The sequence below is a fragment of the Niastella sp. sgz303648 genome, from assembly GCF_059587045.1.
On the sequence record NZ_JCAPSW010000002.1, the window covers coordinates 77,277 to 95,838 of the forward strand.

Sequence of the window (18,562 nt, forward strand, 5' to 3'; positions counted from 1 at the left end):
AGTAAATAGCGGTTTCTGGTTGACGGGCTTCTTTTTTGTTCTGCTTTCAAATCGATATCTTTATTTTCGATATGACAAGCCTCCTCAAACAAAATATCGCCAGCCATATTTCTCTTTCTGATGATGAAACGGAAGCCTTTTGTAATTTATTTCAACAGAAGTTGATTAAAAAAAAGGATTTTTTATTAAGAGAAAACGAAGTTTGCAGGTTTGAAGGCTTTGTTACCAAAGGACTTTTTCGTGTTTATCATATTGACCAAAATGGCTTTGAACAAATACTGTATTTTGCCATTGAAAATTGGTGGGTGGCCGATATTGATAGTTTTACCAATGAAAAGCCATCACAACTTTATATAGAAGCGCTTGAAGACAGCACGGTGCTTTTAATTTCAAAAAAAGATAAAGAGTTCGCTTATACGAATTTACCTAAAATTGAAAAGTTATTCAGGGTAATGACACAAAAAACGCATGTCGCCCTGCAAAGACGCATGATAGATAATTTGAGTAAAACGGCTGATCAGCGATACCTTGATTTCATCGAAAAATATCCCAACATCTATTCCCGGCTTACTAATCTTCAAATAGCTGCGTACCTGGGCATCAGCCACGAATTTTTAAGTAAAATAAGAAAGAAATTAGCCGGCCACAAATAAGCGCGTTTCATTTATTGAACTTGTTCAATGTTTCAGCGATTGGGTCGATGCATCTTTGCATAACCAATTAAACAGAACAAATGAAACAACTTAAAGTAACCGCATTATTAATAATTTTAATTTTATTTAAAATGGATACCCAGGCACAAAATTTCAAAACTATTGAAACCAGCAATTTCAAACTTCAGGTTTACAACGCTTCAGAAAATAGTTTTGGTGTAGCATCGGTAATTGTATCAGGAAAAACAGAAGCCGTTTTAATTGATGCACAATTTACATTGGCAGATGCTGAAAAAGTAGCACAGGAAATCAAAAACTCTGGTAAAAAGCTCACCACTATTTATGTTTCACATGGCGACCCCGATTTTTATTTCGGACTGGAAGTATTCAAAAAATATTTCCCGGAAGTTACTGCTTACGCCTCTCCTGCAACCGTAGAGCATATCAAAGCTACTGCTCAAAAGAAATTGGAGATCTGGGGCGAAAGATTAGGCAAAAACATTACTTCCAATGCCGTTTTACCACAGGTTCTGAAAGGGAATAGTATTGAACTGGAGGGGCAAAAATTGGAAATCATTGGACTCGAAGAATTTCCATCTAAAACTTTTGTTTGGATACCTTCTGTTAAAGCCGTTATTGGAGGAATAAATGTTTTTGGCAACACCTTTCATCTTTGGATGGCTGATGCACAAACTGCAGAAGCCCGTAAACAATGGATAAGCGTGTTGAACAAAATTGAATCGCTGCAACCGGCTATTGTAGTTCCCGCTCACGCCAAATCAGATTCACCATTTGATTTAACCGCTGTGAATCATACTAAAACATATATCCAATACTATGAAGAAGCTTTGAAAACAAATAAAACTTCGGAAGCCCTGATTGCCGCATTAAAAGCAAAATATCCAACATTAACTTTTGACATTGCCCTGCAAATAGGAGCCAAAGTGAACACAGGAGAAATGAAATGGTAAAACAAATTATAGGCAGCCTGACAATGCTCGTTGTATTGTCGGGCTGTTTTTTAAATAAAAGCAGAATGACAAACCTGGAAATTATCAAAAGCACTTACGAAGGAAAGACTTCAGAAGAAAACGGTAAAAATTTAGCTGAACATGTAGCCGAAGATATATCCTGGACCGAAGCCAAAGGCTTTCCTTATGCAGGAACATATATTGGCCTAACAAGTATAACTAAAAATGTTTTCACCAGATTAGGCAGCGAATGGTTGAATTACAAATTCACTCCCGAAGATTATGTTGCCAATGACAACAAGGTTGTTGCCTATGGTACCTATTCAGGCACATACAAAGCAACAGGCAAATATTTTGAAGCAAGGGTAGCGCACCTGTGGAAATTGAAGGATGGTAAAATTATTAGTTTTGAGCAGTTCGTCGATAGCCAGCCGGTAAACAATTCAATGATTAAATAAAAACATAAACTGACAAACTTTCTTAAAGTAACCACTCAATTGCTCCTGCGTTATACTTACGGGAGGATTAAAATGGTTGGTGTTCATGTACTTTAACAAACTGTACCGTAACTGTTTTGCCTGAGGCCTGTTATCTAAATCAGACAGAATATCAATACTGCAAAAAATTAAACGACCGGTTCCAAGCTTTGCTTCAAATAAATTGGTAAGACTCTTATTTCGAACAAAATTATCAACCACCCTTACTATAATGGCTTTATCCGGTAAAGTATTCGCATCAAGTGTTTTGCTTTTTATGGTTAAGTCCCACCATTGCCAGTTACTATAAAAATCGGTTGGGAAATTTTTTAGTGCTTCGTGATGTTGTTTTATCAAAAGACCCATGGTGCCGGGTTGGTCAGGAAAATGAACAGGACTCCAGAAAACAGGAACGAACTTTCCTTTGATACCTTTTAAAGTATCCGGAGATGGAGATAATAAAACTTTGCGTCCGTTATGTAAAGCATTTAACGCTTCAATTAGAGAGCCGGTGACAATCACATCTGTGTTTTCTTCTGTAAGCTCAGCAGGATAAACCCAAATACTCCACTTGTTTTTGTAGGGAGTTCCTTTGACAGATACTTCTACGGTCAGATGCTGAGCTGAAGTAATTTGCTTTAAATCGAATTTTAATGCGCCAACTGCTAAACAGTTACCAATTGCATATTCCTTTTTTTCGAATGAACCCATTCCCAAAACCTTGTTGGTTTCATCCTGTATTTTCCAACCTATTGCTGCGTTAAGCGGTTTATAAAAATTGGCCAGTTCTACTTCAGCCACAAAGGTTTCATTATTCCGGTAAACGGCTTTTGGAAAACGAATCAGGGGAGTAACCTCGCTGTTGTACTGATGAAATTCATTCGCCGTTACAATGCCTTTGCTTTGCCAGAATGCATTCAGCAATCCAACCAATGCTGTTCCCTGACCCGGAAAATCCTGCAATTGCAAAAGATGATATCCGTCAAAGCCTTTTGTTTTCAGCGCTCTTTCTATTTCTTCTTTGTATAATAATGAAGCGAACCTGCCCGATGCCTGTAAAAATGAAGGCGCCATTGGCAGCAATCCTTTTTTTTGCAGGTCATTTTTTACGGCAATGAAATTCAACGGCAACAGATTGCCATTGTATTTTTCAATTTCCGCCAAATCAGGATATACTGAATATTGACCGATCTCGTGTGAAATGATAGGTACGTTAACACCTTCAAGAGAGGCGGTATAATCTTTACTGAAAGATGGGGGTTCGTCATTGAAAACTCCCTGTCCACGCACCCAGCCCTTATTTGTCCATTGGGTTATGTAATAATCATCCTCCCGTTGTGGCGCCCCTGTAATTCCCTTCTGAAAAGTAAAAGTAGTAGTGCTGTATAAATGCCGCGAATCTTTACTTTTAAGTGCTGCAACAAGCGCATTCAGTTTATTAAAATCCCCTTCCAGTTCATTGCCCATACTGAAAAAACAAAAAGAAGGATGATTGCCATACTTTTTGAGTATTGCTGCAGCTTCACGATGCAAAAAGTTAAACGCAGCCGTGTCTTTGCCAACTTCCAGATTCCAGTTTGGCAGTTCCACCTGCATATAAAAACCGGTTTCATCGGCTGCTTCGAAGGCAACTTCCGGAGGGCACCAGCTATGAAATCGAAATGTATTTAACCCATACGATTTTGCAGTTGAAAATAATTTCATCCATTCACCCTTTTGCATAGGCGGATAACCTTTCTTTGGAAAGATGATGCATTCAAGATTACCTCGTATGAACAGGCGATCATTATTCAAATACAAATCATTGTCTTTAACATGCAAATCGCGAATGCCAAATTTTGTTTTAACGGTATCATTGCCATATTCGCTTTGTACAATGGTTACAAGCGTATACAGGGTTGGCGTGAATTCATTCCAGGACGTAACGTCTTTTTGCAGTGGTATTTTGTAGTTAAGGGAATCAGCAGTTGTAGCCGATGTATAGGATGAATTGCTCCATCTTTTGCCGGTGGCGTCAACCACATACGAGGTAAACTTTACTTTTTGGTTTTTGTTATTGTGAATTGCAGCAGCAATCCGAAGCTGTTTCTGCTGCAAATCCGGAAACAGCTGTACATCGCTAATAGAAATAGCTGGCTTTGCTATAAGACCGATGTAACCTAAAACACCATTCCATTTTATTTGGGTATGATTGGTGTAGGCGTGCGCCATTTCCTCGCTGCCTTTAGGATATCTTTTACCATACACATTGATGCCGGGATAAATATTCGAGTTGTCAATACAAATAGTAATCGTTTGTTTTTTTCCGGGAATAACAAAACCGGTTACATCGAATGTATGCGGCGTTACCAGGCTCTCCTGTGTTGTTGTTAGTTCTTTTCCATCGATCCAGACACTGGATTTCCAGATTACTCTTCCTAATTCCAGTTCAACTTTTTTTGAAGCGAAAGCATTCGGTATTGTGAATGTTCTTGTATAATAAGCCTTACCGGTAAATTCAACTTTTCGTGTAAGGTGAGTCAGGGTTGCCGTGTTTAGTTCCGGTTTTATTTGAACAGGATTGCCGATGCCTGCATCATCTAATGTGCCGGGAAGTGAAACAGCCTGTTTTTTATGGTTTGAATCCAGACGAACCTGCCATATTCCATTCAATGAAAATTGTTGGCCGTGTACAATAGAACAGCTTAAAACAACAATTAAAAACAGTAAACCAAATCTCATTCTTGTGCTTTTATAATTAATCACTGGTAATTACCTGTCAGTGTTATGATAGATTTTCCCTCTACTAAAACCTTCGATACATCAGAAACGGATGACACACTTAAATCCTTTGAACCTGAAGTGGTATATGATTTTACCGACCCTGGAACAAAATTCACACCCGTAAGATTAATGTTTTGTAATGCGGTAGTCATATTAATGACAACAATAACAACCTGTTTATTGACTTCATCTTTATAAGCTGAAATCATTACGTTCTTTGCTGCATCTTCGGGATTTGAGTAAGTATCGGTTGCAGCGCTGATTCTCTTCATCCCCGGTCTTATAAATCTGGAGAAATTTCCAACTGCCCAAAGCATTTTTGACTTGTAAATAAGGCCATCTGTTTTTGTGGCTTCCAATTCACCCATGTTACCCGACAAATCGGAAACATAAACTAATCCATCCTTATAATCACCAGGACTCACCGCCAACCACCAGCTCCATGACGCTGCATTGGCTAATGCCAGGTCAGTATGTATAACTCTTGCAATATACAACGCCGATTCAATTCCTAAATCTCTTCCGTTGCCGGCTGTATTGTATTCATAAGAAAGAATGCAATATTCCGATTGCCAGAAATTAAGATTGGGATTCACTGCGCTGATTTTATTTTGGAGTGCAACACGGTTCGAAACAAGATCCGAAAGGGTTGGCTGCGCAAAATAACTGTGTCCTAACATGGCTTTTTCAACGGAAGGCAGGTTGCCGATATAGCCACTGCTGCCTGAGTTCCAGAAATAATTGACAACATCACTTCTTAACGGGTTATCGGTCACTGTCTGATACAGGTAGTTCAAAGAACCTGCTTCACCTGCTGCAATTTTAACCGGCAACGTTTTACCTGTTATTTTTTGATCGATTGCTTTTATCAAATCTGAAAATTCTGCATTAGTGGCAGCAGAACCTTCCTGCGATGCCTTGCCCGATGAGTTTGCAGTCCAGTCCCATTGAGGTTCGTTTACGGGACTTACATAATTTACCGGAAGGCCATCCTGGTTATAATGTTTCACTACTTCGGTAAGAAAATCTGCAAATGCATCGGTTTTACCTGCTGTCAGATTCAACTTGCTTTTTTCCGTTCCATCGGGGCCGAAAGCGTATCCATTTTTAGTCATCCACACAGGGGGGCTGATTGAGAAAAGCAGCAAATTTTCTACACCTCTGTCCTTTGCGGCTTTTACAAACCAACGATTGCCTGATTGCTTTGTCCAATCGTATGTTCCGTTACTATTCAAATAACATTCTTCTCTTCGCCAGTCGGAACTGATGTTACTTGCTGCACCTTGTTCAAAACTTCCTGCCCCGATGTTGCTGCGCCACATCGACAGCCCGATGCCTTTGGGATTGCCATCAGCATCAAAGCTTTTGCTGAACAGGAGGTCGGCAATTTCATTTCGTTTTGCATCAGGCCAGTTTTTACCTATGTATTTGATCGTCCAGCAATCAGAGGCGCCAAAACTGTGAATGGTTTGGAATGACTGGCTCAAATCGATGCTGACTTTAATACCTTTTGATGCTGCACAGGTGTCAACACCATTAACTATGCAAGGGTTCAACGGCTGTGGTGGTGGAGCAGGAGCTCCACCTTTGCCACATGATACCGTCATTATGAGAATCAAACCAACTGCTATCATTTTATTTGTAATTGTAAATATTTTCATTGGTATTAGTATTACTGGTCAATCGTGAATCGTGAATCGGCAATCGTGAATCGTGAATCGTGAATAGCCCTCTGTTGTGTGGGCTTCGAAAATAATAGCGAAGTTTAAAATTGAAGCGCCCATTCACCACTCACCACTCACCATTCACCATTCACGATCAATATCCGGAATTTTGTTTCATAGCGCTATTGGAATTGATAGCACTTGCGGGTATGGGCCATAGTTCATGAACGCCTTCTTTGAAATAATAGCCTTTATTCAATGATTCCCGGTGTGTAGCTGTTTCTACCGGGTCGGTGTTCGTTGTTGTATTATACTTTACAAATGAACCGTCGGGTCCCATAAGTAATGTAATCAATACTTTGCCATTTATTTTTATTCTTCTTATATCATCCCAGCGATAGGTGCCTTCACCGGCTAACTCAAGGCGCCGTTCATCCCAGATAGCCTGTTTTAACGCATCTCCGCTTAGCCCCGTTTTATCGGAAAGTGTAACCCTTCTGCGCACCTGGTTCAGAGAATTCAGCGATTCTGCGGGCTTGTTATTGAATGCCGCAGCTTCTGCGTGAATTAACAATACTTCCGCATAACGCAATTTAATATCATTGTACTGCCAGGGTGTTCCAACTCTTTTTGAAAGCGGTATGTAAAATTTCCTGTAATAGCGCCAGGAAGTATGCGCCGGTTTATTTCCCACCAAATGTTTTGGATAAATTCGTGTGGGGGTTTCATTATCTACCACATCGCCGGCTTTATTAATAGTGGCTTTTCTTCTTACATCATCACCCTCTTTTATAAACGCATTTTCAAGATCGCTTGTTAAACCAAACCAGCCCCATCCTCCGTCAACAGAAGCTGCACCGGTTACTTCAGCAGGTAAAGGGCCGTTACCAAAACCTACCGCATTGGTATAATTCACTTCAAACAAACTTTCTTTCCCGTTTACATTCTCCGGTTCGAAAATTTTGCTGTAGGTATTTTCCAACGAATATTTTCCTGATGAAATGATTTGAAGGGCTGTGCTTTCTGCATTTGGATAATCACCGTTGAACAGATATACTTTTGCAAGAAAACCTAATGCTGCTCCTTTTGTAGCACGTCCAATATCAGCACTTCCATATTGTCCCTTTTCGGGTAATACGGCAGCAGCGTCCTGAAAATCTTTGGCGATCTGTTTGTAAATATCCGCTTTGGGCGAGCGTGCCAGGAATAAGGTTGCATCAGCTGGTTTGAAATCGATGTTGATGACATCGTCCCCAAAAGTTTTAACCAGCTCGAAATAAAAGAATCCACGAAGAAATTTTGCTTCTGCTATATACCGGTTTTTCACGTTGTCTGCTATTGTAGTCACGTTTGCTAACCCGTTAATAACGAAATTACAGTTACGAATACCCTCATGCATGTTCTTATAGTAGTTTTCGATATAAGAAACGGTTGGGTTCACTCCGGTAAAATCGCAAACACCTAATTCGGCCGGCCTGTCCTGGTAATCATTGGCGCCCCAGCCATTGTCGGTGCCGGATTCCATTAAGAGCCTTGGAAACAAACACTGGTTCCAGTCGCCTCCGTTCACATATGCATAACAGGCGCTTACGGCTGCTCTGGCATTCCCGGCATTATCCAATGATCCCGATTGGGTGTTTACGCCGATAACTTCTTTATTCAAAAAACTTTTTTTGCAGCCTGCAATGGTTATAAAAAGCAACCATGCAGCAAATGTTACCGGTTTATATATTTTGTTCATAGTTTTTTTCTTTAAAAGTTGAAAAACTTATAATCCAACAGAAAGGCCAAATGTTACGGCCTTACGAACAGGGGCCTGTGATAAATCAAACCCCGGTGCCAGCAAACCAAAATCGTTATTAAATATTTCAGGATTGAGTCCTTTGTATTTGGTTATGGTTGCAATGTTTTGAAGGTTCACATAAATGCGTAACCGGTTCATGTGGTATTTTTCGATCAGCTTTTTGCTTAACTTATAACCAAGCTGTATATTATTTAGCCGGAAATAATCGCCATTTTCAATGAACCACGAATTTGAAGTTTTTAAATTCTTGTTGGCATCCTGTGCATCATTAATAAATCTTGGATAATCATTCGTTGATCCTTCTCCGTTCCACGCCTTATCTAACGAGCCTTTCAAAACATTCGAGCCCAAAGCGCCCATCTCCATCCATTTTTTGGCTACCCAAAATACTTTATGACCAAAACGTCCGTAGCCCGTAACAGCTAAATCAAATCCTTTGTATTCTACTTTTAAATTGATACCGGCCTCCAGTTTCGGATAGGCATTTCCTAAGGTTGTTTTGTCTTTTTCATCAATAACGCCATCATGATTTAAATCGGCAAATTTGAAATCCCCGGGTACTGCATTAGGCTGAATTAAGTTTCCGTTCTTGTTCGTGTATGCATTTATTTCAAACAAATTTTGAAAAACGCCTTCCACCTGGTAACCATAGAAATCTCCTAATGCACCGCCATTTTTATCGATTTTGACTAAAGCTCCGCCCAGATCTTCGCCCACTCTGTAATTACCCTGCGAGCTTGCTAATAAAGGAACGTTATTGGTACCCAGCTTATTCAGGTATACCCGGCTGCGCGAAAGATTCACACTAAAATCGTAAGAGAGTCCATTTGAAAATTTATCCTTGTATCCAATAATCCCTTCCATTCCCTTTACTTCCAAAGTACCTAAATTGTACCATGAGCCTGAACGAATACCGAGATCGGGGCGTCCTGCATCATCAAAGAATAAAAGATCTTTTGACCGGCGATTGTATATTTCAAAATTGATGTATAGTTTATTCCTGAACCAATACGATTCAACAGCGGCATTTTTATCCTGCGTGGTTTCCCATATTAAATTGGGATTACCGGGCCGGGCCAGCGCCAGTATATTACCGGGAGCGCCACCCATAACATAGTAGTTATTCGGGCCGCCATAACTTACGATGCGACGGCTTAACAAATCAAGTCCCACCGAAGGATCATTAAACGATGCATTACCAACGGTGCCATAACCGGCACGCAATTTTAAAAATGAGAGTTTGCCGAAATCCTGTGCAAATTTTTCGTTCGTCACTACCCATGAACCCGATATGGAAGGGAATATTCCGTATTGTTTATTTTCCGGAAACCTTGATGAGCCGTCTCGTCTTATCGCAGCTTCCAGAAAATACTTATTATCGAACTCATAATTGAATCTGCTGAAATACGAAAGCCATGTTTCATTATAACGGCTGCCATCTCCGGTGACGAAATTATTGGGAGATGTGGCTAAGATCGGCGTACCGGCATTATCAGGGTTCCATAAACCCGGCTGGTCAACGGGTATGTAAGACCGCCCTGTATTATTCCGCGCACCACTTTCTTTTCTTGTTTCATAGCCAATCAATAAATTAAATTTATGGCTGGCGCCAATTGCATAAAAATAATTGGCGGTGTTGGTCAATCGCCAGTCAATGTTGTAATTAGAACCTGAGTAGGCCCTTGACGCACCCAGGTAATTGTCTTTTGTTTGATCGGGGTTCGATGCCACACTATCATAGTTCTGATCTCTTGCGCCGTTGGCATTGTTGTAAAAAGGCGGTGAGTAAGATCGTGAAAACCCGTTCCCGGTATTTACACCAGCCTGCGTACGCAACGTGAGATTTTTGATGGGCGTAATTTCTACGTGAACATCACCAATTAGTGCCATGAAATAATTCCAGTTGTGCCTGTTCCTTGCGAGGTAAGCAACAGGGTTTACATTACGTTCAATAAAGGAAGCTGAGAACTGACTGTATTCATTTTGTCCCGGCCTGTTGATGTAAACGGGTAAAATGGGTTCAGTACGCATAACCGACATCAGGTCGCCATTGAACCCCGAATTTTGCCAGTTTTCAAATCTTGGATAAAGCGTAGTTCCTGCTTTGATAACATTGTTGGGCTTATAATCTAAGTTTACTCTCGCTGTTACTCTTTGTGTAAATCCATTATAAAATGGCCCCTCGGTACGGTAATATCCAATGCTTCCGTAGCTGGTTAATTTATCGGTGCCTCCGCTCATGCTAATGTTTGCGTTAACCACATTGGTTGGCTTTATTACGGTATTCCACCAATCGGTAGCCGTTGCCCAGGACGGAGTTGTATAATTGCTGAATCTTCTTTTTTGTATTTCTGTATATTCATTGGCATCGGCAAGCTTAGGATCTTTATAGAACTCAGTTCCATAATTAACAGTTGCATCTGTTTGCAGCTTACCGGCTTTTCCTCTTTTTGTTGTTATCACAATTACACCACCTGAAGCGTCACTACCATAAATAGCTGCAGCAGCGCCATCTTTTAAAATGTCGATTGTTTCAACATCGTTAATATTAACCAGGTTTAAGTTGGCCCTTCCTAAATTAATTCCATCCATGATGATCAAAGGATCGGTACTGGTGTTCAGTGTTGTAAAGCCTCTGATCAATATTTTGGGGTATCCGCCGCTGGTATTTGTTACCTGTACACCGGTTGCTTTGCCCTGCAATAAGGTCCCTATATTGTATGCCGTTTGATTTTGAATATCTTTTCCACTAACAGAGGCTATTGAAGAGGAAACGGCAATCTTTCTGCTTTTTCCATAACCCTTGTCTACCACAATTTCAACATCCTCCAGTTTTAAAGCCAGAGGAGAAAGCGTTACCTGCATGATTTCTGAAGCAACTACTTCCTTAGGTTCGTAACCTATGTAAGAGAATACCAATGTTACACCACCCGGTACATTTATATAAAAATAGCCTTCGTGATTTGATGTAGTAGCTGCTGTCCCGTTTTTCTGACTAACGCTGGCGCCTGCCAGGGGAGCGCCATCCTGCGACATAATTCGCCCTTTCACAACTATTGTTGCTTGTGAAAAAGCATCATTTATTGAAATGACCAGGAAAGAAAACATATATATATAAAGCCTGAATCTCGTCATCATAAAAAAAAATTTAAGATTATTGTCTTTCGAATTTGACACGGTTCAACCAGGTGTCGAATGTTACTTTGTAAGTAACAGGAGTACCCGAAATAGAAAAACCGTCTCCGTTTGCACCTCCGTTGAAAACTGTGGCTTCAGGATCTGTTCCATTGTCAAACCTCCAGAAGTTCGTCCACCCATTATTTGTTGTGAAAATAAACTGAGCCGTGTTGTACGATTGACCAGGAGGCGTTCCCAATTTTATTGTCTTTGTAAATAAATAAGGGTTTACAGGATCCTTATCAAGCAGAATGATATCAGGCAATGCGTTTTGCCAATTCATGTTTGGATAATCAAAGAATCCACGCCCGGCTAAGGCAACCTGAACAAAAGCCGACGAAGGATCCGGGTCTGGCAGCTTTGTAATGCTATAGGTTAAATTAAGTGTGTTGTATTTGATGGAATAGTATCCTTTAGCAGTTAATACAATGGGTTGAGCGCTGTTTACATCGCCGGTAAGTTTCGTGGGATCTTTTGGGTCTAAACCGTAGGCAAAAGGTTTTGTTGTGGTTTTGCTCGGAATAAACCAAATCTTTGTATTCGACTGTGCCGCATAGTAAGTTGCAGAATAATTATAAGAAGATACCTTATCTGCAAGGGCCGGAACACCGAATAAATCTTTGCTTAATATTGTAGCATCTAATGTTTCTGTAACATACATTTTCGGGAAATCGGCATTTAATAACACCTTAAACTGTGCAGTCGTTTCTTTACCTCCGATATTGGTAACTTTAAAATCAATACTGTGCGTTTTGTTGGCTGCTGTATCCGGCATTTTGAATTTATACTTCACATGATATGTATGCGGATAGTTCAGGTCCTGAAGAGAGATGGTATTGTACAGGTACCAGTCATCATAGTGAAATGTAAAAGATTTGATGCCTGCTGAATCTGCCAAATCGGCTTCAAGAAAGAACTCGGAACCCAGTGTAGTAACAATAACTTCATTGGTCAAAGAAACAACGGGTGCATTTTTAACTTCCGGCGTAGCAGAATCGTCCTTTTTGCATGACCAAAGCGAAGTCATGAGCAGAATTATGATGAAACTTCTTGTTGAAGAAAATAAATAGTTCATATGCTGTTACTATTTGAGTTATTGTTTAATTGCCTGGATGATGCCTGTTTGACTGTCAAACACAAACAGATAGCTTTTTGGTGTGCCTGTAATGGGTATGTCGGTATTTGTACCTCCATTAAATACAGCTTTGGCAGGTGTTACGGCATTATCAAACCTCCAGAAGTTTGTCCAGCCATTGTTTGTGGTGAGAATAAATTGAGCGGTGTTGTATGATTGGCCGGGAGGAATTCCCAATTTAATTGTCTTTGTAAACAAAAAAGGATTGACAGGGCTTTTATCAAGAAGAATGATATCGGGCAATGCGTTCTGCCAGTTCATGTTTGGATAATCATAGAAACCTCTTCCAACCAACGCCACCTGATCATACGCTGTGCCCTTTGGTGCTGCCTGCTCTGCAGAATAATTAAGGAGCAGGGTATTTACAGTGATTTTGTAATATCCTTTTTGGGGCAGCACAAGGGGTTGCGACTTAGCAGCATCTGTTGTAAGTTTTGCAGAACCTGAAGCATCTAAACCAATTGCAACCGGAGTGAGCGATGCCGGATTGGGGATAAATCTTACCTGGGTATTGTCGTTTCTGGCGTAATAAGTTATTTGATAAGTGTGGGAAGAAATTTTATCCATTGCAACCGGAACGCCAAAGAGATTTCCTGTAAGCTCTGATTGTGACTTAACGTCGGCCAGGTATAAGGTTGTGTAATTCAGGTCCTGTAACCCCACCTTTATTTCAGTAACACTTATATTGCCCTTTTTATCGGTGACCTCAATCTTTAAGGAATGAATTTGTAAGGCAGCATTTTTGGGTATAACTACCTTTTCATTCAGATCGTATTTAGCCGGATCGGAAAAGCTTGTAATCACTTTATTCAAATTCCACGGATCATAGATCAGCGCAATTTGCTGTATACCATTATCGGCCGCAATTTGCGCCTTAACAGAGATGGTTTTACCAAGGCTGTCGACAATGAAATCAGACACATTACTGAAATGGATCTCAGCCGAAGGTGGACGATAAACGTTTACTTTATCGTCTTTTGTGCATGCTATAAAAAGAACAATAAGCAGCGAAAGGAAGGGGATGTTGATAGACAATTTTTTCATACGCATCGTTAGTTTTTTGGGTGTAGAAAATGAAAACTGAAATACTATTTTTCAATCATGGTTTTTCTCATGGCTACTTTATGGTTATGATACCTCCATTAGCTGTTGCTGTTTTAACATATTATAATGAAGTTGAACGCCGGTATGAGCTGGTTCCAACTGTAATGCCTTCTTAAAATGTTCCTCTGATAATGCATAAATTCGCAACCCTAAAAACCCAAGCGCCATCAGGTAATGACAATGGATGGTATTACGAAGTGTAAGGTCTTCATCGAAAATCATCAGGTCAGGAAGGGAAACCGCAAAAAAATCAATTTTAATGGCATCGTTCAGGTGCTCCCTGCCATATGAGAGGAAGCTTTGAAAACAATTTTCTGCATCATCTGCCTTTCCCAGCTTAATTAAAGCGAGGGCTTTGTAAAATAATTTTTCGGGTTGCTGATCATTGTAAAAAATGGCAGGCTTTAACTCCAGGTTACTGTGCGAAGCTTTCAGCCAGTATTCTTTTGCTTTTTCAGGCTGGTTTAAACATTTGTAAGCGCAACCAAGCCAGTAGTCGATGTCGTTCTCTGATGTTCCATACAATTTCCCTTCTCCCAGGCTATGAGGATAAATTTTAGTTTTTTCAAGGAATTGTATGGCGATGTCAAAATCATTTTCTGAAAGCGCCCTTTTAGCAAGTTCAATATGAATAGCCACATACTGACCCGAAACTTTTCCTTCTCCGCCTTCCCACGGATGAAAATTTCTATCGAGCAGCAAACGCTTTGCTTCTTCTGTTTTTCCGGTTATTGTATGTAATGCCACATACTCAATGTACAGGTCGTCGCGTTCGGTTATGAGTGATTTATGGTTATCAATAAACCTCAATCTTTCATCCGGAGATTTTTTAAGCCGTTTGTACAGGTTATCCAGTTCAAATAAAACTCTCGAATCGGAAGGATCAATTTCAAAAGCACGTTCATAATGTTTCAGCGCTTCCTGTTCCAGTTTTAGCTTGTTATAGTATGCAATTCCCAGATTGCGGTGAGTTGTTGCAAAACCATCGTGTATGCTTATTGACTGTTGCCATGCAGTGATAGCATCCGAATATCTTTTCCTGGCGTAATAAAGATTGCCTAAATAATAATATGCCTTATAGTCGTTCGGGTTTATGCTTATTGCATGCTGCAGCACTTCGATATCCTCTATCCGGTTGGGGAATACACAGTCGGGAGAACAGTCAGCGCCATTATATATACTTGTTCTGGCTGAATCAATTTCATTGTTTTTGAATTGATAAAACCCTCTGTAATAATGGACCAAAGGATGATCGGCGTTTTGTAAAAGATCAAGCAATGCAATGGCTTCGGTATAATTTCCACCATTCGCATAGTCGATCGAAATTTCGATATACGTATTGATCTCACCCCTCATCAGCAAATTCAACTGCTGTAATTTTTGGGCCGCCAGATCTGTGTTATTATCACTAAGAAGAAGCAGGTATTCCTCGAATAAAACCCCATAAGCAAACCGGTCGATTTTTATAGTTTCCTGAACCAGTTCCTTTGCCTGCTGAAGTTTATTGCATTTGCGCAACGCAATGGCGTAAAGGTGTCTTATCTCCGGGCTTTCAAAATTTCGCATCAATGCCTGATGCAAAAAAACTAAAGCCTGCTCCCAGGTTTGCTTCATGCTGCAGCTATATGCCATTTGCAGAAAACCATTATCCTGCCATGCTGCATTCCAGGTAGCTTTGTAAAACGCATCATAAGCTTCATCTGATTTATTCTGAAACTTCAGCGCAAGACCTAAATTATATAAACACTCTCCATCGAATGGATTGGGATTATGCCTGGTGATTCTTTCAATGGCCGTTCTGAAATGTGCTTCTGCTTCTGCAAACTGCCCTCTTCTCAAATACAAAAGTCCAAGCGCGTTGTTACATCTGATATCGCCTTTATCACGTTTCAATCCTTCCTTATAATAATCAGGCGGCGAATAAGTGGCATGGCGGTATTGCTCAAGGTGCAAACCGGCCAGATACAATTCTTCGATGGTTGCCACTTTTTCCGGTTCGGGAATTGGGCTTGCCGCAGAAGGAATAGCTTCTTCTTTTTTAACAACAGGTGTATACTTCACCAGAAGGTTTTCCTTCTCATCAAATACACTTAACGTAAAGTTTTGCGGCGAATGAGATTCGAATATGTTTTGAAGTATATTTTTATAACCTTCTTTAGGCGTAAGAAATTTTTTCTCTGAGAAAATTACAAGGTCGTTATGCTTTAGTGCAATGGTGACCCACCGTGGTTGTGTAACGTACACCTGAAAAGTAACTTCTTTTGCATCAAATTCCAGATTGACCATTGCATCTACCGAAGCATTTTTTACATAACCGATATCCTTATAAGGCATGAAATATTGTGTAAAATGCCTTGTTTCATTTGGCATGAGCCAGCTAAAATCAGGTTGATTATCGGTAAAAACACCACACATCAATTCAAAGTAAGGACCATCTTCGTCGGTTAACTGCCTGTCCCAGGCTTTACCAAATTCTCCACACCCCCAGGTCCATTGCTTTTTGCCCGGACTAACATGATGATCGGCAATATGCATAAGGCCTGCTTTTTTTCCATGATCATAACCTCCCATAAAATCAAATGAGCTGTTAACGGCCATGTATGAAGTAGGCACCGGTATATTCATGTATCTCGAAATATCAGTGCCGGGAGAATAATCTACTTTATAATAAGTGCCGGTTGCAACAGGAAAAGAACTTACATCTCTTTTTCCATGATCGTAAACTGCATGAACATCGGGCGGAAACACGCTTTGATAGTTTTCGTTAACGGCTACCGCAGGGTTAGCCCACCACAAAAATGTTTGCGGAAAAGGTGTTCTGTTATGTAATTGTGCATGCAATTCGATATAAGCCTTATCGGGATAAAGCGTAAACCCTAATGTGCATTTTGTGCGAAACATTTTCTCGTATTCATTCACCCACACAGTAGCGCTGCCATCTTCATTTTTTTCTATCGTGTAATCAACTGCTTCAAATGTAGAAGGGCGGTGGTGTTGTGGCCAGTTGAATTCAATGCCTCCGCTGATCCACGGACCTGCCAAACCAACCAATGCCGGTTTGATCACGCTATTGTAATAAACAAAATGGTAATCATTCGTTTTATCATAAGCCATTTGGATCCTGCCTCCTAATTCGGGAAGGATCATCACCTTCAAATATTCATTTTCCAAAAAACATCCGGTATATTCTTTTTCTTCTTTTTGATCATACACTTTATCAATTACGGGATGAGGGTAAACAACACCGCTGCTTCCCTGATAAACTCTCTTCTCAAAAAACATCGGATTTTTATCGGGCTTACCAATCTTATAGGTCGGAATTTTTACTTTTTCAGTCCATACTTTAACATTCATAGCAACACTCGTTTGTATTATCAGAAGTAATAATTATTTAGGCATAGCTGTTAAATACCTTAGTGAGCAGCAAATGAAGCTTCTACCTGTTCTAAAGTTTTTCCTTTGGTTTCTTTCACTTTAAGCAGAATAAATAACAATCCTAAAACGCAAATACCGGCGTATATGTAAAAGGGTGTATAAGCACCCATTTTTTCAGCAAGGATGGGAAATGTAAAAACCAGCAATGCATACGATAACCATAAAGCCACTACTGCCGCAGATGTAGCAATACCTCTTATGTGGTTTGGAAAGATTTCAGAAATAAGCACCCAGGTTACAGGAGCCAGAGACATAGCATAAGTACCTATTGCGGCAAGCAGAAACCATGCAGCGTTCGATGATTGCTGTTGAAGTGCGATAGCGCTGAATATATAAAGAACGGCTAAACCAGCCGCACCAATGATCATTAACGGTTTACGTCCTACCTTATCAACCTGCCACATGGCCAGCAACGTAAAAACGAGATTCACGGCTCCTATGAAAACCGTTTGTTTTAATTGGTCTTCCCGGGAAAAACCGATGGTTTTAAAAATAGACGTAGTGAAATTGAAAACAACATTGATCCCACAAAACTGTTGAAACATAGCAAGACCAATACCGATCAAAACAGCGGGGAGCACTGCCTTATTGAATAGATCACTGTATTTAGGCTTTTGTTTGTTGTCGGCCGATTGTGATATTGAAGCGATAGACGTATTCACAAAATCGGGATCACCGATACGAGAAAGCACTTTCTTAGCTTCCTGTAAACGGTTACGCAAAATCAGCCATCGCGGACTTTCAGGTAAAAACAAAGTACCAATAAGAAACAACGACGAAGGAACAGACCCCAGACCAAACATCCATCGCCATGCATTTGCACCGCTTTTGCTAAGCCAATAATTGACAACATTCGTAATCAATATACCGGTAACAATGGTAAGCTGGTTGATCGCCACCATTTTACCTCTTATGGGCGCCGGCGCAATTTCAGCAATGAATAGGGGCGATACTACCGATGCCATACCCACTCCAACGCCTGCCACAAATCTTGCAGCAATAAATAAGTTTAACCGGTTCGATAATCCCATGGCTATAGAGGAAACTAAAAATATTGCTGCTGCTATCAGTAAAGCTTTTTTGCGCCCTTGTACCTCTGCAATTTTTCCGGCAGCGATGCATCCAATTATACAACCTAATGCCAAAGAAGCTGTTGCAAATCCTTCCCAGTATTCGTTCAATCCAAATGCTGTTTTTAAAAAGGGTAGGGCTCCTGAAATGACTGCGAAATCAAAACCAAAAAGATAACCTCCCATAGCGGCTATGAAAGATATCCTTAGCATGTACCCCTGGTTGAATTTTTGGTGGTGTGCAGTCATATGGCAAGTGTTAAGCGCTACACAAATTTGAATTTTTGTTGCGCTAAAAGAAATAGACAAA

Annotated in this window: 11 protein-coding genes; 3 read left to right on the plus strand and 8 right to left on the minus strand. The window is 40.3% G+C overall.

Translation table 11 applies throughout. The features are described from left to right. The first annotated feature begins 71 nt into the window (after positions 1–71). From AC59IL_RS05030 to AC59IL_RS05040, 3 genes are all read left to right on the plus strand, one after another. A complete protein-coding gene (locus tag AC59IL_RS05030; RefSeq protein ID WP_496550998.1) occupies positions 72–653 on the plus strand; it encodes a Crp/Fnr family transcriptional regulator in 582 nt (193 codons plus the stop codon). Positions 654–733: 80 nt separating this feature from the next. Then, positions 734–1,624 (plus strand): MBL fold metallo-hydrolase, encoded by an 891-nt coding sequence (locus AC59IL_RS05035; protein ID WP_496550999.1) that lies wholly within the window; start codon positions 734–736, stop codon positions 1,622–1,624. Between the two features lie 65 nt (positions 1,625–1,689). Beyond that, a complete protein-coding gene (locus tag AC59IL_RS05040; protein WP_496551000.1) occupies positions 1,690–2,082 on the plus strand; it encodes a nuclear transport factor 2 family protein in 393 nt (130 codons plus the stop codon). On the opposite strand, the gene AC59IL_RS05045 is transcribed toward AC59IL_RS05040, so the two are convergent. From AC59IL_RS05045 to AC59IL_RS05080, 8 genes are all read right to left on the minus strand, one after another. Then, complete coding sequence (locus AC59IL_RS05045; protein WP_496551001.1) at positions 2,068–4,821, minus strand: DUF8487 domain-containing protein; 2,754 nt, start codon at positions 4,819–4,821, stop codon at positions 2,068–2,070. The genes AC59IL_RS05040 and AC59IL_RS05045 overlap by 15 nt on opposite strands. Positions 4,822–4,841: 20 nt before the next feature. Then, positions 4,842–6,524, minus strand: a complete 1,683-nt coding sequence (locus tag AC59IL_RS05050) for a glycoside hydrolase (protein WP_496551002.1) — start codon at positions 6,522–6,524, stop codon at positions 4,842–4,844. A gap of 157 nt (positions 6,525–6,681) precedes the next feature. Further along, positions 6,682–8,268, minus strand: a complete 1,587-nt coding sequence (locus tag AC59IL_RS05055) for a RagB/SusD family nutrient uptake outer membrane protein (RefSeq protein ID WP_496551003.1) — start codon at positions 8,266–8,268, stop codon at positions 6,682–6,684. A 27-nt stretch (positions 8,269–8,295) separates the two neighbouring features. After that, positions 8,296–11,469 carry a SusC/RagA family TonB-linked outer membrane protein gene (locus AC59IL_RS05060; protein WP_496551004.1) on the minus strand — a complete coding sequence of 1,058 codons (3,174 nt, stop codon included), beginning with the start codon at positions 11,467–11,469 and terminating at the stop codon, positions 8,296–8,298. A gap of 16 nt (positions 11,470–11,485) precedes the next feature. After that, positions 11,486–12,535, minus strand: coding sequence for a hypothetical protein (locus AC59IL_RS05065; RefSeq protein ID WP_496551005.1), 1,050 nt, complete (start codon positions 12,533–12,535; stop codon positions 11,486–11,488). A 66-nt stretch (positions 12,536–12,601) separates the two neighbouring features. After that, on the minus strand, positions 12,602–13,687 hold the full coding sequence (locus AC59IL_RS05070; protein ID WP_496551006.1) for a hypothetical protein: 1,086 nt from the start codon (positions 13,685–13,687) through the stop codon (positions 12,602–12,604). Between the two features lie 84 nt (positions 13,688–13,771). Further along, positions 13,772–17,101, minus strand: coding sequence for a DUF5107 domain-containing protein (locus AC59IL_RS05075; protein WP_496551007.1), 3,330 nt, complete (start codon positions 17,099–17,101; stop codon positions 13,772–13,774). A gap of 59 nt (positions 17,102–17,160) precedes the next feature. Then, positions 17,161–18,501: a sugar porter family MFS transporter gene (locus AC59IL_RS05080; protein ID WP_496551008.1), complete on the minus strand. Its 1,341-nt coding sequence runs from the start codon at positions 18,499–18,501 to the stop codon at positions 17,161–17,163. Positions 18,502–18,562: the final 61 nt, after the last annotated feature.

Excerpts from the sequence above, each read along its gene's own strand:
- AC59IL_RS05030 (WP_496550998.1), top strand. The coding sequence starts at position 72 with ATGACAAGCCTCCTCAAACAAAATATCGCCAGCCATATTTCTCTTTCT.
- AC59IL_RS05035 (WP_496550999.1), top strand. The coding sequence starts at position 734 with ATGAAACAACTTAAAGTAACCGCATTATTAATAATTTTAATTTTATTT.
- AC59IL_RS05040 (WP_496551000.1), top strand. The coding sequence starts at position 1,690 with ATGACAAACCTGGAAATTATCAAAAGCACTTACGAAGGAAAGACTTCA.
- AC59IL_RS05045 (WP_496551001.1), bottom strand. The coding sequence starts at position 4,821 with ATGAGATTTGGTTTACTGTTTTTAATTGTTGTTTTAAGCTGTTCTATT.
- AC59IL_RS05050 (WP_496551002.1), bottom strand. The coding sequence starts at position 6,524 with ATGAAAATATTTACAATTACAAATAAAATGATAGCAGTTGGTTTGATT.
- AC59IL_RS05055 (WP_496551003.1), bottom strand. The coding sequence starts at position 8,268 with ATGAACAAAATATATAAACCGGTAACATTTGCTGCATGGTTGCTTTTT.
- AC59IL_RS05060 (WP_496551004.1), bottom strand. The coding sequence starts at position 11,469 with ATGATGACGAGATTCAGGCTTTATATATATATGTTTTCTTTCCTGGTC.
- AC59IL_RS05065 (WP_496551005.1), bottom strand. The coding sequence starts at position 12,535 with ATGACTTCGCTTTGGTCATGCAAAAAGGACGATTCTGCTACGCCGGAA.
- AC59IL_RS05070 (WP_496551006.1), bottom strand. The coding sequence starts at position 13,687 with ATGAAAAAATTGTCTATCAACATCCCCTTCCTTTCGCTGCTTATTGTT.
- AC59IL_RS05075 (WP_496551007.1), bottom strand. The coding sequence starts at position 17,101 with ATGAATGTTAAAGTATGGACTGAAAAAGTAAAAATTCCGACCTATAAG.
- AC59IL_RS05080 (WP_496551008.1), bottom strand. The coding sequence starts at position 18,501 with ATGACTGCACACCACCAAAAATTCAACCAGGGGTACATGCTAAGGATA.